The sequence below is a fragment of the Vibrio qingdaonensis genome, assembly GCF_026191675.1.
Classification (GTDB): Bacteria; Pseudomonadota; Gammaproteobacteria; order Enterobacterales; family Vibrionaceae; genus Vibrio; species Vibrio qingdaonensis.
Genome location: NZ_JAKRRY010000005.1, coordinates 55,408 through 70,654, shown reverse-complemented (window position 1 = coordinate 70,654; position 15,247 = coordinate 55,408). Strand labels below are relative to the sequence as shown.

General features: G+C 45.0%; 10 protein-coding genes. 3 read left to right on the top strand and 7 right to left on the bottom strand.

Annotation, left to right across the window (positions count from 1 at the left end):
- Positions 1 to 484: 484 nt before the first annotated feature.
- Positions 485 to 4,138 (top strand): pullulanase-type alpha-1,6-glucosidase, encoded by a 3,654-nt coding sequence (gene pulA / locus MD535_RS06060; RefSeq protein ID WP_265673985.1) that lies wholly within the window; start codon positions 485 to 487, stop codon positions 4,136 to 4,138.
- 157 nt (positions 4,139 to 4,295) lie between these two features.
- Here pulA and MD535_RS06055 read toward each other — a convergent pair whose 3' ends face one another.
- Entirely contained in the window at positions 4,296 to 4,616 is a 321-nt protein-coding gene (locus MD535_RS06055) for a heavy metal-binding domain-containing protein (RefSeq protein ID WP_265673984.1), read from the bottom strand.
- 149 nt (positions 4,617 to 4,765) lie between these two features.
- Complete coding sequence (locus MD535_RS06050) at positions 4,766 to 5,581, bottom strand: phosphate ABC transporter substrate-binding protein (protein WP_265673983.1); 816 nt, start codon at positions 5,579 to 5,581, stop codon at positions 4,766 to 4,768.
- A gap of 182 nt (positions 5,582 to 5,763) precedes the next feature.
- On the opposite strand from MD535_RS06050, the gene MD535_RS06045 reads away from it, so the two are divergent.
- Positions 5,764 to 6,111, top strand: a complete 348-nt coding sequence (locus MD535_RS06045) for a DUF3024 domain-containing protein (RefSeq protein ID WP_265673982.1) — start codon at positions 5,764 to 5,766, stop codon at positions 6,109 to 6,111.
- A gap of 116 nt (positions 6,112 to 6,227) precedes the next feature.
- Here MD535_RS06045 and MD535_RS06040 read toward each other — a convergent pair whose 3' ends face one another.
- Positions 6,228 to 7,655, bottom strand: a complete 1,428-nt coding sequence (locus MD535_RS06040; protein WP_265673981.1) for a methyl-accepting chemotaxis protein — start codon at positions 7,653 to 7,655, stop codon at positions 6,228 to 6,230.
- A gap of 154 nt (positions 7,656 to 7,809) precedes the next feature.
- Positions 7,810 to 9,081 carry an aromatic amino acid transport family protein gene (locus MD535_RS06035; RefSeq protein ID WP_265673980.1) on the bottom strand — a complete coding sequence of 424 codons (1,272 nt, stop codon included), beginning with the start codon at positions 9,079 to 9,081 and terminating at the stop codon, positions 7,810 to 7,812.
- A gap of 604 nt (positions 9,082 to 9,685) precedes the next feature.
- Between MD535_RS06035 and MD535_RS06030 the strand changes: the two genes are divergently transcribed.
- On the top strand, positions 9,686 to 10,609 hold the full coding sequence (locus tag MD535_RS06030; protein WP_265673979.1) for an endonuclease/exonuclease/phosphatase family protein: 924 nt from the start codon (positions 9,686 to 9,688) through the stop codon (positions 10,607 to 10,609).
- Between the two features lie 89 nt (positions 10,610 to 10,698).
- On the opposite strand, the gene MD535_RS06025 is transcribed toward MD535_RS06030, so the two are convergent.
- The 3 genes from MD535_RS06025 to MD535_RS06015 form a co-directional block, all read right to left on the bottom strand.
- Entirely contained in the window at positions 10,699 to 11,265 is a 567-nt protein-coding gene (locus tag MD535_RS06025) for an alkylphosphonate utilization protein (protein ID WP_265673978.1), read from the bottom strand.
- 181 nt (positions 11,266 to 11,446) lie between these two features.
- The gene (locus MD535_RS06020; RefSeq protein ID WP_265673977.1) at positions 11,447 to 13,897 is read right to left on the bottom strand and encodes a VolA/Pla-1 family phospholipase; all 2,451 of its coding nucleotides are present in this window, start codon (positions 13,895 to 13,897) and stop codon (positions 11,447 to 11,449) included.
- 18 nt (positions 13,898 to 13,915) lie between these two features.
- Positions 13,916 to 15,163, bottom strand: a complete 1,248-nt coding sequence (locus MD535_RS06015; protein WP_265673976.1) for an outer membrane protein transport protein — start codon at positions 15,161 to 15,163, stop codon at positions 13,916 to 13,918.
- Positions 15,164 to 15,247 lie beyond the last annotated feature (84 nt).

The following is a 15,247-nucleotide window of genomic DNA, read 5'->3' as shown; positions in this document are numbered from 1 at the left end:
TGATAACCTTCTTCAGACGCTACACAGGCACGTTCATTTCTACCTATAGTCTTACATTAAGTGCTTAGTTTTACGTTAAGTGTGCATAGTTTTAGACGCAATTATTTCATTTATAACAATCACTCTTGTTATTGCGCCACCTGTTTAGGTGGGTCACATTGACGCTAGGATCTTAATTTTAGATAATAATAAAGTGCCTCACCAAAGGTGAGCTAACTCTCTCATTGAAGGCTGAAATCTACGCCTAAGAGACTCATCCTTGCTGACTACGCCCCAAGGTTTACGGCCAAAACTCTGTGTCAGAGATCTCATTAAACTATCTATTTAGGCTTTTAGAGTGTGAGAGTTGTCCAAGACGGCGGTAATTTTCTCAGATACAAAAAGTTAACAAACCTTCCTCTCATTTTGTTGTTGCCACTGTTATTTAACATAGAGGCTGTACTGCACATCAATTTAAATAATCAATAACAAATAGGTTTGCCAAGTGGACAATAAAAAATTCAAATTATCGATGATTGCCAAAAGTTTAGTTCCAATACTTTCCGTCGCCGTAATCGCAGGGTGTAATGACAGCGGTGATAACGCAGGTGGTAACTCAGGCGGAAATAATGGCAGCAATATTAGTGGCCTTTATCAAGCGGGTGATAACGAAGTCGTGGTTTATTATAAACAAGATATTGCTGCAGCTTCCGGGTCACCTTATGACGGCTGGGGCTTACATTTATGGAACGGTGAGGGTTGTACCAGTACCGATCTACAAGCAATGGGGATCGCCGATGGAGGGACTGCTTGGGGGGCACCTAAGCTAGCCGATGGTGTCAGTGATACTTACGGTGCGTACTATGTATTGAATGTTAATCCGGATGCATCTGATCCTCACAACTGTATGAACTTCATTTTGCACAAAGGTGATGAAAAAGCCTTTGGTAGTGCAAACTCAAAAGTGCTGCTTAATAATCTTGATGAAAGCAAGGGTCTATTTGGCTTCCATGGTAGCAGTGAGTTGTACTACAAACCTATTGCCGATCGTCCCGTTGTTATCGATGGGCAAAAAGCGCACTGGCTAGATGCGGACACGCTTGCGTGGGAAGCGGCGGCCAGTGCTCAGAAAGTGAAATTGTTTTACAGTGAAACAGCCGCCATCACGATGGATAAAGACAGGAACATAGTAGGTGGCACTGCCGTTGACATGACGGTGCAAGGCGATTTGTCGGAAGCGTTAAAAAAACGATTTAGACACCTAGGAAGTGTAAAGTCAGTCGCATTAAATACGACTGACGAGCTACTGCGAACCATTTTAAAATCGCAAATTGTCGTAGTGGCTTACAACAGTAATGATGAAGTGATGGCGGCGACAGAGGTACAAAAGCCAGGCGTGCTCGACGCCGTGTTTGTAGATGAAAATACCGGCAATGCTATCAATGAAACTCTGGGTGCAATCGTGACAGGTAACGATGCGAACTTTAAGCTTTGGGCACCAACGGCTCAGCGTGTTCAATTGGAAATCTACGACGTTGACAAACAGTTAGAGCAAACCGTTGCGATGACTGAAAATAGCGATACCGGTGTTTGGTCTACGGATGTGGTTAGTGGCGCGGTGGGTAAGTTCTATCGCTACAATGTCAAAGTGTATCATCCTACGACGAAAGTCATTGAAGAGCGTTTAGTTACCGACCCATACTCTGTTAGCCTTTCAGTTAACTCTCGCTATTCTCATGTCGTTAACTTAGACGATCCTGCATTGATGCCAGAGGGTTGGGGTAGTGCCGAACATGTAAGACCGACTGTAAAGAACGATGAAGATCATGTTCTGTATGAATCCCATATTAGGGACTTCAGTTTTAGTGACACATTAGGCACAGCGGCGCTGAACGGAAAATACATGGCATTAACTGAGCCAACTCGTGAATCGGTTACCCATTTGCAAGCGCTTAAAGATGCAGGCTTAACTACACTTCATATTCTTCCTGCTTTTGATATTGCGACAATTGATGAAGAAAAAACCGTGGATATTACCGACACCATCGGCGATTTGTGCGCGGCTTCACCTTCGGCTTCGGTGTGTGCGAGTGGGGATTCCTCCCAGGTTATAGAAGATTTGTTAGAAAGCTATGATCCGGCGACAGACAGTGCGCAAGCATTGATGAATGATCTACGTATGCTCGACAGCTTTAACTGGGGTTACGACCCTTATCATTACACGGTACCGGAAGGAAGCTATGCCACGGATGCGAAAGGCGCGGCTCGTATCAAAGAGTTCCGTGAAATGGTGAAAGCCTCACACGACATGGGACTAAAGCTGGTCATGGATGTGGTGTACAACCATACCAACGCTTCAGGAGTGAATGAAAAGTCTGTTCTGGATAAAATTGTCCCGGGGTATTACCACCGACTCAATGTGAATACTGGTGGTGTTGAAACGTCAACCTGTTGTGATAACACGGCAACAGAAAACCTAATGATGGGTAAGTTGATGGTGGATTCGCTAAAGGTTTGGGCAGATGACTACAAAGTAGATGGTTTCCGTTTTGACTTGATGGGACATCAACCTGCTTCGGTAATGATCCAAGCGCTGAAAGACGTACGTGAAATTGACCCTAATACACTGTTCTATGGTGAAGGTTGGGATTTTGGTGAAGTATCCAATAATGCACGTTTTGATCAAGCGAATCAGTTAAACATGGCGGGTACTCAGATCGGTACTTTCTCAGATAGACTGCGCGACGCAGTTCGAGGCGGGAGTCCGTTTGACGGCGGACAAAACACTGAGGGCAAGCATCCTCTTCGTTTCAACCAAGGATTTGGTAATGCGGCGTATATCAACGAAGAAGTGACAAGCTCGCCAGAAACTACCAAGGCTATGCTTCATAACCAAGATATTGTGCGTTTAGGTATGGCTGGAAACCTAGCTGATTACGTTCTTATTGATTACACAGGGAGCACTAAAAAAGGCAAAGATGTGGACTATAACGGCGCACCAGCTGGTTATACTAAGTTCCCATCAGAAAACATTTCTTATGTGTCAAAACACGATAACCAAACACTGTGGGACAATAACGCGTATAAGATTGCGACAGGCACATCGTCTGCCGACAGAGCGCGCATGCAAAGTGTTTCTCTGTCTACGGTTATGTTAGGGCAAGGGATTCCATTCATCCATATGGGTTCGGAATTACTGCGTTCTAAGTCTATGCAGCGAGATTCTTATGACTCAGGTGATTGGTATAACCGAGTTCGTTTTGACGGCTCTGACAACAACTGGAATGTGGGTTTACCAAGAGAAGATAAAGACGGGGCAAACTGGGGGTTAATTAAAACCATCATAGCTGACACGACCGCAGAGCCTGATCAAAGCGATATCGCCTTGACGAAAGCGCAGTTTTTGGAATTATTAACCATCCGCAGCGAGAGTCCATTGTTTAGGTTAAACAGCGCGGAAGAGGTGATGAACCGTGTCGATTTCCGAAATGTGGGCAAGGACCAAACCCAAGGTTTGATTGTGATGACCATTGATGATGGAACAACGGCAGGGGTAGATCTCGATAACAATTATGACGCGATTGTGGTTGTGATTAACTCGACATCCACTCAGCAAGATGCGGTCATATCGGGCGTCACAGGTTTTGAACTACATAGCGTACAGAAAACATCGGCGGACGCGACGGTGCAATCGGCTTCGTTTAGTGATGGAACCTTCTCGGTACCCGCATTAACAACGGCGGTGTTTGTTCAACCACAATCGGGCGCTCAAGGTGCAGGCCTGCCCGTAGATATGTCAGATAAAGACGTGGATTCGATTCCTCCATTTGGCGATACCATTGTGTACGTTAAAGGGAGTATGAATAGCTGGGCTGATAATAGTGACTGGGCGATGAGATTTGTCGGCAATGGCTTGTATCAGCTATCAGCAACGTTAGAAACGGGGACACATGAATTTAAATTTGCGGATTCGAGTTGGAGTGCACCGAATGTCGGTTGTGGTACCGCGACGCTAGGTGAAGGTTCTCTAAGTCTGGGTGACGGTGAGAATTGTAAGCTTACGGTCGCAGAAGCGGGTAAGTATAACTTTGTGTTTGATGCGCGTTATCTGCAAGATGACAAGATTGCAAAACCGACAGTGAGCGTGACGAAGCAGTAGTACTGACAGAGTTCGAATAGCTCATAGCTCATAGCTCATAGCTCATAACTCATAGTTTATCGCTTATTTAGGCAGCAAAATTACGATTTTGCTGCCTATTTTCTAAAGTGACGGGGGATGAGTAACTGGCGGTAATTAGTTGATAACTGGTCTATGGCTAGTCTATAACGACGGCGGTGCCGCTTGCGGAGACCATCAACATACCATTACCAGAACCCAGCACTTCATAATCTAAATCCACGCCAACAACCGCATTCGCACCGAGATCATGAGCTTTCTCTTGCAGTTCTTTCAAAGCGATTTCACGAGCGCGCTGTAATTCTCTTTCGTAAGTTCCCGAACGACCCCCAACAATATCGCGTAAGCCGGCAAACATATCTTTAAAAACATTTGCGCCTAAAATTGCTTCACCTGCAATTACGCCTTTATAGGCGACAATTCTTTTGCCTTCAATGCTTTGAGTCGTTGTAGTAATCATAAACACTCTCCTGAGTTGAGTAATAGCAAACCAAATTACAACATAGCAGGTCAGGTAGAGATGTGAAATGACTAACTTTGCCTATTTTAGAAGCAATAAAAAAGGAGAGCGTTGCTCTCCTTTTATCGTGAATACACAAGTGACTGAGATTACTTTTTGATAGGGGTGTAGCCGTATTCCGCAATTAATGCCTGCCCGTTATCTGAAAGTACATATTTAATGAACTTATCCGCATCGTCATCAATGTCATCTTTTTTATGTAGTAACAAGAATGGACGCGCTAATTTGTACTTTCCTTGGGCGATATTTTCAGTTGACGCTTCGACACCCTCAAATTGAATCGCTTTGATGGAACGGTCGACAGATCCTTCAGAAACAAAGCCAATAGCATGCGGATTATGATTCACGATGGTTTTTACCATGCTGTTACTGTTCACAACTAAATTCGTTGGATTGATATCAGAGACCAATCTATCGTTCACAATTCGAGTTAAGCCCAACAGGCTTTCAAAACTGTAACGAGTCCCTGAAGAGGCTTCGCGAGTGACGACAGCAATCGCTTTGTCTTCACCACCAACTTGTTTCCAATTGGTGATTTTGCCTTTATAGATATCAAAAACTTGCTCACGAGAAAGGTTAGGTACCGGGTTGGTGATATTAACCACAATGGCTAAACCATCATAAGCAATAGGGAAGACGTCTAATGCTTCACTGCTTTCTCGCTCGGTTAAGTAGCGACTGCTCATACCAATGTCGGCGACGCCTTTTTCAACGAGCGTGATGCCTGCTGTTGAGCCAATACCTTGAACGGCAATAAACGTGTTTTTATGAGAGGTATTGTATTGTTCAGCCAGCACATCCATTACTCGGGCGACAGAGGTAGAACCGGAAATATTCACTTCTTCAGCATAAGAAAAGGAAGTGGCTGAAATTGAAATAAGGGCGGCCATAGCGACGCGTAGCATAGAATAACTCCATATAAAGTAACGATTCGACACATCATATGTCGTTTGTATGACACTTTTGTGATTGAGGTAAAGAACTCAGCATTCGGTCATTATATTTAGCGACATCGAGATTGGGCTTGTAACAAAATCTCGGAAAAACAGTTATATTAACTAACAGTGAGATAGAAGGGTGAGCGTGTATGACACTAATTCAAATGTCCCAATGTCGGCTGGAACGCTGTGCTGAAATGGTATGCATGAACCGAAATAAAAGTATCCCGGTTGAGCTGGGCAAGTCGTTATTTGAAACGATTCCTGACGGTGTGTTGTTTTCTAATGCCCATTATTTGCTCGATTCAACGTTTTCTGATTATACCAATCCAGTTGCGAAAGTTGAATTTGATAGTCTGGATAAGACGTGGCATCTATCGATTCCTTCCGAAGACGACGAATCACAATGGGTTCCGTATCCATTTTTATCTCAAAGCCATGACCTTACGGCGATTATGCGAGAAATTGAAAAAGATCCCAAAGCTTACTTTTGGTGATTTTTTAGTAGCATGTTAAAAAATGCCAGAAACAGAAACAGAACTAAAAATAGAACTAAAAATAGAAAAGGAGAGCAGGTGCTCTCCTTTTTGATCCAGCGTCGCCAAAAAAACGACTAAGTACGGTATCTGATAAGAACTTCGCTGAGTGAGCGTGTGGCTTCCGAAAGCGTCGCAATAGAGGCTTCACTTCGCTGTGCAATTTCTCTAATTGTCCCTGACTGTGAGCGGATGTCACTGAGTTCACTTGCAATACTTGATGCGACGGAGCTTTGCTCCGTCGCTGAGGTGGAAATTTGGGTGCTCATATCCATTACCGCTTGGGCTGAATCAGAAATTGAATTGATATCATGACCAATATCAGAAATTAGCGCGCTGCTTGATTGAGCTTGTTCAACGGTTTGTTGAGTAATCGAGGCGATATTGTGGCTCTCAGATTGTAGTTTTTCAATCATGGCTTGTATTTCAACGGTCGCGGCTTGAGTTCGACTGGCGAGAGTACGCACTTCATCGGCGACAACCGCAAACCCACGACCTTGCTCTCCAGCTCGGGCAGCTTCGATAGCGGCGTTGAGTGCCAATAAATTGGTTTGTTCGGAGATGGCATTAATTGTGGTAATCACTTCATTAATCTGCGTGGTATTTTCTGTGAGAGCAGAAACCGAGTGAGAAGCTTCTTGGATGAAATTAGACAGTTGATTGATATCACCAATTGCTTGTTGAACCCTTTGGTCGCTTAGTTCTACTTGCTTTGCGTCATCTTCCGCTTGTCGGTTAGACTGCTGAGAGATAGTAGAGACTTCTTGTGAAGATGCTGTCATTTCTTCCATCGCGGTCGCAACAGAATCAAGCGAGGAATACTGGCTGCTTATTTGGCTGTTGCTACGAGCGATCTCGGAATGAAATTGCGTTGAAGTTTGTTCTAGGCTGGTGGCAGAAGACTTTACGGTGACAACAAGTTCGGTTAGCGTGTCCATGGCGTCATCAAGTGCGACACCAATTGTGCCAAACTCGTCTCGACCCGCAACAAAGTTCAACCTTGAAGTGAGATCGCCATCAGCAATTTTCTTGGTGGTGGCGTAAAGTGTCCACAGTGCACCACCTAAGAAGGTGCTTAGCCAATACGCAAAAATACCAAATGGTAGTACCCAAAGAGAAGTCAGAGCAAGAGAGGTTAGCGCATTAGATTTGGCTGTTTCGATGCTGATAGATGCAGAGTGATGTAAGCCGTACTGTTTGCCATTATTTGCTTGTGCAACGGCCTGTACGGTTCCGTTATTGATGGAGCTCGCTTGGGCTGATGCCGACGTTACACCTAGAGCGCGAAGCTCCTCAGGACTTGACGTTGTTTCAAGGTAACCTTGTAAGCGTGACTCCGCTGCCGTGATCGCTAGCTGCTCCGCGTGAATGATGGCATCTTGGTAGCGATTTATCGCAGTAAAGGATAGGGCAAGTAAAAAGAGGGCAAAAAGTACCCAAACCTTATCGCTTATCGACATTTTAATAAATATTGAGTCGATTTTTCTAAATTGAACTTCTCTCATAGAGACTCCGCTGCTTTCTTATAATTTGTTTGAATAGACAAATGAACAGGAGGCCTTCGAATGAAGGCCTCCTGTTCTACATGCTATCTTTGATATCGGCGAAGATGTAATTTCTTGAGAGCTTTTACATTGTTAATGTGACTAGTGTCGATATTTACAAGCTAGGCAGGACATTCATCGAAATTAATACCTGTGATACGACGATGATTAGCCCAGCCGCAAAAGATAGGTTTAGCGCCACTTGCCCACCAGCAACAACATAAGCTTGGTCGTTGTCTACCGACGTTTTGCGTACTTTCTTTATCATTGCTACTGGTAAAAAGATCGCTAGGGTAGCGAGTGCGATAGCCGCGTAGCCAAGTGCCATGATAAAGCCCTGTGGATAGAAAAGGGCAAAGCAAAGCGGCGGAATAAAAGTAACCAGCGCGGCGATAATACGTTGCTTGGTAGTAAGTGTCCCTACGTCCTGGTCCTCACCATTATTACTATTTATCGTGTTTTTCGTGGTGTTTACTGATGTATTGTAGCGGCTACCGAGGTCACGAAGATATTCAAACAACCCTAAACTCACCCCTAAGAAAGACGTCATCAAGGCAAGATCGGCAAACACACCAATGACGGTTGCTAGCTTATCAATATGTACAGTTTGGGCTAAGGATGCGATAAGGTTGCTAAGACCTGTGTTGTCCAATAAGTTGCTTTGACTGACGACACCAAGCGTGACAACTTGCCAAAAGATATAAATGACGAGTGGAAGGCTTGAGCCAATCATGACCGCTTTGCGCAGTGAGCGAGTATCACCTTTAAGGTAGTTGACTATCGCCGGGATACTGCCGTGGAAGCCAAATGAGGTGAAGATAACAGGGATTGCAGCAAGGATTAACCCTTGCTGTACTGGCATGCTCAGCAGGTATGAGTGAGTGACACTCGGTGCCAGAAGAAAAAGCACGCCACCCATTGCGAGAAGCTTGATGGTGAACAGAACTCGATTGAGTTTGTCGACAGCGTGTGTTCCCAGCGCAACAGTTAACGCAACGAGGAAAGTAAAGATAAGCGTCGCGACGGTGCTCGACAGCTCAACCCCTAAGACCATTTCCACACGTTCACGAAACTGACCACCGCCACCGGCAATGTAAGCAGCACATAAGGCGTAAAATAACACCAGCATAGCGATGCTCGCAATGTATTGACCTTTTTTACCTAAAATTTGTTTTGCGAGCGTATGCAACGTTGCGGAATGATCGGCATGCTGGTGAAGCTCAACCATTAGCAGCGCGGTATACGCCATCAGTGCCCAAAGGCCCATCATAATGATTAATGAGGTGCCGAATCCAATACCAGCAGACGCGATAGGCAAGGCTAGCATACCTGCACCGATAGTCGTTCCCGCAATAATGAGTGTGCTTCCAATAACTTTTGATTTCATGTAAATATTTCTTTACGTTATGGCTTTCTAAAGTGATACCGACTAGTTGTCTGCTAGGTTTAGAGCGCTTTTATCTGGATGAGTAGTGATTATGTAGACAATTAAATGTCAAAACAAGCGAAATGTAAGATTATTTATCACTACATGTATACATATATTTACAGGCTGGCTTTATTGGTCAATAAGTAGGCGAAGCAATCGTTTAACAATGAGATGTGTCAAATATTGTGTATTAAGGCTTGGGTTTAATTGGAACGTCATATAAGTTAGTTACAACTCAATGATGAGTGCCCACACGGTGACCGCCGTTAATGTCGGGCAAAAAAGGAAGATATTATGGAAACAGCAACGCACGAAGATGCATTAGAGTGGATGGATGCAATGGAAGTAGGGATCATCCTATCGGACTACCAAGAAAATGACCAACCAGAAGAAAGTCTATCTTGAAATAGAGGCACTGTTGCGGTGCCTTAAGCGTCTCATTATTTAAACAAATCCTCTATCCTTCGCTATTATTGCCCTGTCTAGCCGAACCTCGTTAACACTCTTGCTTATCCACACCTAGACTGAAATTATCTGATACGATAATGGAGGATGAGGGATTATGTGGATCGTTTATGTAGCGATACCGACCATAATTGGTATTTGTGCCTACTATTTGCCGAATAGTTGGATGTTAGAGAACGCCGCATCCTTTATCGTAATACTGCCAGTGTTTTATCTCTGTATTGCATTGATGTTGTTTGTAAGAAAGAGGCGTACCCTTGCCAGCACGAGCCTGCTATTGGCGGTGAGTTGGTTGCTTCCTCTTAGTCCTATTGTCTTTAATGGGGGGCAAACTTGCGAGGGAAATAAGGTGTCGGTGGTGCAATACAATGTGTATTATGGCAATCCTCAACTGGATTCCTTTATTCAGTACGTTCGTACAAATAGACCCGAAATTCTTATTCTTCAAGAAGTGTCTCCCAGCCATGGTGAGCAGTTGAAAGGCCTCACCGAACTGTACCCTTATCAATTTGGTGGACAGCGTCGTGTTGGGTATCCGAGTGGTCAAATGATATTGAGTCAACAACCACTATATGGAATGAACTCAATAGCATCACGCTCTGGACATAAAATCCTGAAAGTAATTTGGCGCGCAACTACAGATAAAGATGTGTACTTAATTACAGCCCATCCGCCGTCCCCAAGAACGGAACAACTATGGGTAGAACGAAATGAGGTACTACAAGATGTGATGCGTGAAGCGGAACGTTCGCCTTTGGATACCACACTTGTGGTGGGGGACTTCAATTTAGCGAGCACAACGGCTCGATTTACTGCATTAATGCCAGAATTTCAGACTGAACCAGTGGTCAGTTGGCCTTCTTTTCTTGAGCGTTGGCTTGTTCCATTTCAACCTATTATTGCCATTGATCATCTCTGGGTGAGGGCTGAGGATCAAGAGCTGTTAATTTGTCAGCGAGAGGCGCTTACACACGTAGCTGGATCTGATCATCTCGCAATTCGTACTTACTTGAATTTATAATGCGATGGATATTACGGGAGTTGGGTTAGAAACGAAAAAGCGCCCTAAGGCGCTTTTGACAGTGTTAATCTGCGAACTACTTTTACACACTACTTCTTACGGCAATATTCACAACGTAGCCACATAGATTGACCTTCAACTTTGCCTGAGAACAGTTCTGGATCGTCTTGTGCAAGGCCGATGTTTCGTACCATGGTGCCAATTTTAACCACCATTGAAGACCCCTTAACTGGAAGATCTTTGATAATTGTGACCGTGTCACCTTTTTGTAATGGTGCACCGTGGCAGTCAACGTGTTTTAGACCATCGTTTTCTAGGCCCGTTTCAGCCCATGTTTTTGTTTCTTCTTCCATGTACATCATGTCGAGAAGATCTTGCGCCCAGCCTTCAGCTGAAAGGCGATGCAGTTGACGAAATGCCACAACTTGAACAGGAGCAACTTGGCTCCACATGCTGTCATTTAGGCAGCGCCAGTGGTTAACGTCCATTGACTCTGGATTTTCAATTTGGCTTGAACATGTTTCACAAAGCATGATTGCGTGATCAACGGTCACGTGCGAATGAGGTGCGACAACAAACGGAGAGAGTGACGTTTCCGCCGCACAAAGTTCACATTTGTTTCCACAGCGCTCTAGCATCGTTGCTTCAGTAGACATACTTAACCCTTATTTTGGTGAGATCGGGCGAAAGCCTCGTCCGATGGTTATTCTGTGGTACTTAATTTTAGTATCACCGGATTGATAGCCGCGCATTATACATGGTTTTAGCGAAAAGTGTGACATAGAAACGGAAAAGCACGGCAGGGTGCCGTGCTTTGCTTTCAGCGCTACATCAACGTTATTCTAAAACAGAGGCAGAATTAGAAATGAGCGCTGTGCCCGTTGCAATGAAAGAGCTCACTTCGCTTTGCATCTCCTGATGATGAGCTAAATCGGAATAGGCTCTGGTATCTTGAACCGAAATATAACTACTGTGTTGCCCAAGGGCGCTAAAGCGCACAAACGGCGTCGTTTCGGCAGACCCGCCTTGACTACTACTGACCACCGTTAAACCCAATTTAGCGGCTAATGGTTCGGTGCCGGCGAAAATGGACTGTTGGACATATTTACTGACGCCTTGGCCTTGATCAATATACCCTGGTACGTTGTTAGGCACGGTTCCGTCGCCTTTAACCTGAGCCATATATACTGGCGTTGCAATCGCCTTTAACGTAGAAGCATGTGTGTATGGATCAGCTGTATCCAACACGGTTTGAACCGCGTAACTGAACTCGGTATTCGTGGTTAATATTTTTGCGGTATTTTCTATAGGTGAAATAAGCTTAAATGCGCTTAGACATGAGTCAAAATAGGTATCAGGATCGGCGGCAAATTGATCGCATGCGCGTGAATTGACGAACGTGTCGTAGCCGATGCCAGCAGACAAGGCGATATTATGAGTGACCAGTGGGCCGAAAGAATCGGAGCCTAGCAAAAGATTGGCGATCTGCCCACCTGAGTTAACAAACGCAGCACGATTAAACCTGAACAGTGGATCAACAGACGCATTTAGTGGCGCGTTGGCTTGAGTGATAGCAGGTACGCCCAATACTCCCCCTAATGAGTGTCCAATGAAGGTTGGAGGGGTTGTGATTGTTGAAGGTAGCGCGGCGAGTGGGGTATCGATAAAACGCAACATGGCTTGATTGGTCGATAATGCCATTCTAAGCGTCATGATATCCAACATGGATTGACGAATATTATCACGCGCCACGGGTAGTACCGTTAAATTCATGTAATCAGTGACATCGCGTTGCGCGGATGCGCCGTTGGGTAAACGCCTATCTCCGTGAAGAGGCGCATCAATGGCGATGACGGCTTGACCGGCTTTTACTAGATTGGTCGCAAATAAATAAGAGTTCTCTTTCGCTGATGTGATTCCGTGTTGATACACCACAATGCCAGATATCGTTGCGCTGGTGGGGGTGTAAAGCAAAAAATTGACGTCTTGTAGTGATTTGACGGCGGGTACTGGTGAGTATCGTGTCACGATACGTTCTGAATCAAATACACTGCCATCGAGTTTAGTGAAAGATAGCCCCATTAAGTCGGCTAACAGTGATTCTGGGTCAGTTAAAAATGTGCTTGGGTTAATATTGTTCGCTTGAAGTTGCGCGGCAAAATTCGCTTGTTCAGCACTATCACTAATTATACTTTTAGTGATCGCGAGGCTATCCGTGCCAGATTCAAATGGTTGGGTATTCCAGCTGTCACCCGTTTCCAAATAATAGGGCAGTGTAATCGTCCCTTTTGTCACCGATACTGTACCTGCAGCGACGCTATTGTAATTGGCGATCACAGCATTTCGTGTATCGTTAGAAAGCCCTAAGTAGGTGGTGAAGTTGTCGTCGCTCGCGAGAGCGGTAGCAAGGTCAACGGGTGTAGAAAAGGTCATCTCACCAATCCGGTTAACGTCGGCATTATTTGGGTTTGCTGATCCTTTCCAAATATCGCTGTAGGATTTGGTCGGGTCTTGTGCCGCCGCAAGCATCCCTTTGGTTGCATAAAGCGTGGCACCAATAGATTGGGTAGAAAACCAAGTGGAATAAACAATGCTGTTGGGGTCGATAGCGCCAGCGCTACCGGCGTGGATCAGTGCCTCAACCCCTTGCACAACTTGTTGAACCGTTGCGAGCGATCCTTCACTGTAAATTTTGGTTTGGGATTTTAACGCCGCGTAGCTCTGAGAGGTACCGACCGAATCCCCGTTGGCGTCCAGCAGGGTATTGTTAACAGCAATGATATATTCACTTGAGCCAGTAAGGTCTATAAGAGGAATGACGATGAGAGTTGTACCCTGTGTTTTCAGTACATAATCAACACCATAAGTCAGTAACTTTTCTGGTAACGGTGAGTCTGAAGTTAAGCCTTTTGTCAGCTTAACCATAGTGACTGATGTGGCAGCGGGCGTGCTTGTTAGTGGTTTGTCGAATTTTATTGCAATAGGAGAGGTGGTGGACCACCCATCAGTTTGTCCCATTGCTGCGATGGGGTTGCTCAGTGCGTCATTTCCACCTGTCGGAATTTCTAATGTACCATCGACGGTGTTCATTAGCGCAAAGGTTGGAAAAGGAACATCGGCGTTTGCGCCCTGAAGGGTATACACCACTTTGGTTGGTTTACTGAGCAGGGCTTGAATGTGTTGTTCATAAGCCGCGGTGGTTGGGGTTCCAGACAGTTCACTTTCACCACCACAGGCAGACAAAAGCAGTGCGCCAGAAATGATCGACGCTAAATATAATGGTTTCATAGTCGTATCCTTACTGACTTAGTTGAATTGGTAGTTAACTTGAAGTGCGCCAATATACGCAGTGGAATCACCACTAAATTGCAACTCTTGACCTAACTTGTCGACTTCGGTAAATGATCCGGACTTTCCTTGAAGAAACGTCAAACCCGCATCCACTGAAAGCGCCGAGCTCATTTGATAAGTGATGCCCGCTGAATACCAATAACGGTCTGAATCTGGGATGCTTAATGTAGCTTCACCTGCTTGTTTATCTAATGCAAAGCCAGCACGCAGTGTCCAATCATGAGTTAGATAGTGGCTAAATCCTGCCGAGTAACGGTTACTGTCTTTATAGTTTTCTTTTTTATAGAAGCATTCTCCGGGCACACTACCGCCAGTACAGGTCGGGGATGTCGCTTTAAGTTCTTTAAAACTACTCCACTCTGTACGCTGTAGTCCGTAATGAATCGCCCATTTTTCTGCCACTTTGTGATAGCCAGAAAACTCCCAAATAGCAGGCAGGGTCACGTCTAAATCAGCCTTAGTGTTTGGGGGCGTTGAAATGCCACTGTCATAGCTGGAAAAATCGCCATCTTCGAATGCAAGATCGATCGCAGAGCGGTATGAGAAACCAAAGCGGTGGTTGTCATTGACTTCATAAAGTGCGCCGAGGTTCCAGCCAAAAGCATAAGTATCACCTTTCATCGAAATGAGCATATCACTTGCAGAGCCGCCTAAAAATGGGGCTAATGCACCTTTGTGACGATTTAACTCTGCTTCTGCATAAACCAGATTTACGCCGCCCCCAACTGAGAAATGTTCATTAATGCGGTAAGCGACATTTGGATTTAAGTTGACGGAAATAAGAGCAGTGTCACCGGCTAAATCACCAGCATAGGCTTTATCTGGGTAATCTGTCGCAACACCGTAAGTACTAAAAAGTCCGATCCCCCACGCCCATTGCTCATTGATAGGGCTAATGTAGTAGGCTCCTGGCACGAGTTGCATTGGCGCCACGTCTTTCATTTGCTGGTTATTGGTGTCATCGGTAATATTGACGTTGGGATCGACGAGAGTGATTGCACCTGAAAACTGTGCATTATCAAATAGCGTCATAGCTGCCGGATTTCGAGCGAGTACACTGGCGTTATCGGCGACAGCACCCTCGCCTGAAAACGCTCGACCTAAACCAGACGCCGAATGTTCGTTTGCTTGAAAGCCAGCGGCAAGCGAGGTAGGTGTGATAACCCCCAATATAATGGGCGTAAGGAGCGCTCTTTTTTTCATTATAAATTCCCTTTTTAAGCAATATTCTTAAATGAGCTAGTAACAGACTGTTATCGTGTCGCTGAATATCTTCCTACCTTTCAT

Coding starts and splice junctions, on each gene's coding strand:
- MD535_RS06015 (WP_265673976.1), bottom strand. CDS start 15,163: ATGAAAAAAAGAGCGCTCCTTACGCCCATTATATTGGGGGTTATCACA.
- MD535_RS06040 (WP_265673981.1), bottom strand. CDS start 7,655: ATGAGAGAAGTTCAATTTAGAAAAATCGACTCAATATTTATTAAAATG.
- MD535_RS06020 (WP_265673977.1), bottom strand. CDS start 13,897: ATGAAACCATTATATTTAGCGTCGATCATTTCTGGCGCACTGCTTTTG.
- MD535_RS06050 (WP_265673983.1), bottom strand. CDS start 5,581: ATGCTACGCGTCGCTATGGCCGCCCTTATTTCAATTTCAGCCACTTCC.
- MD535_RS06025 (WP_265673978.1), bottom strand. CDS start 11,265: ATGTCTACTGAAGCAACGATGCTAGAGCGCTGTGGAAACAAATGTGAA.
- MD535_RS06035 (WP_265673980.1), bottom strand. CDS start 9,081: ATGAAATCAAAAGTTATTGGAAGCACACTCATTATTGCGGGAACGACT.
- MD535_RS06045 (WP_265673982.1), top strand. CDS start 5,764: ATGACACTAATTCAAATGTCCCAATGTCGGCTGGAACGCTGTGCTGAA.
- MD535_RS06030 (WP_265673979.1), top strand. CDS start 9,686: ATGTGGATCGTTTATGTAGCGATACCGACCATAATTGGTATTTGTGCC.
- MD535_RS06055 (WP_265673984.1), bottom strand. CDS start 4,616: ATGATTACTACAACGACTCAAAGCATTGAAGGCAAAAGAATTGTCGCC.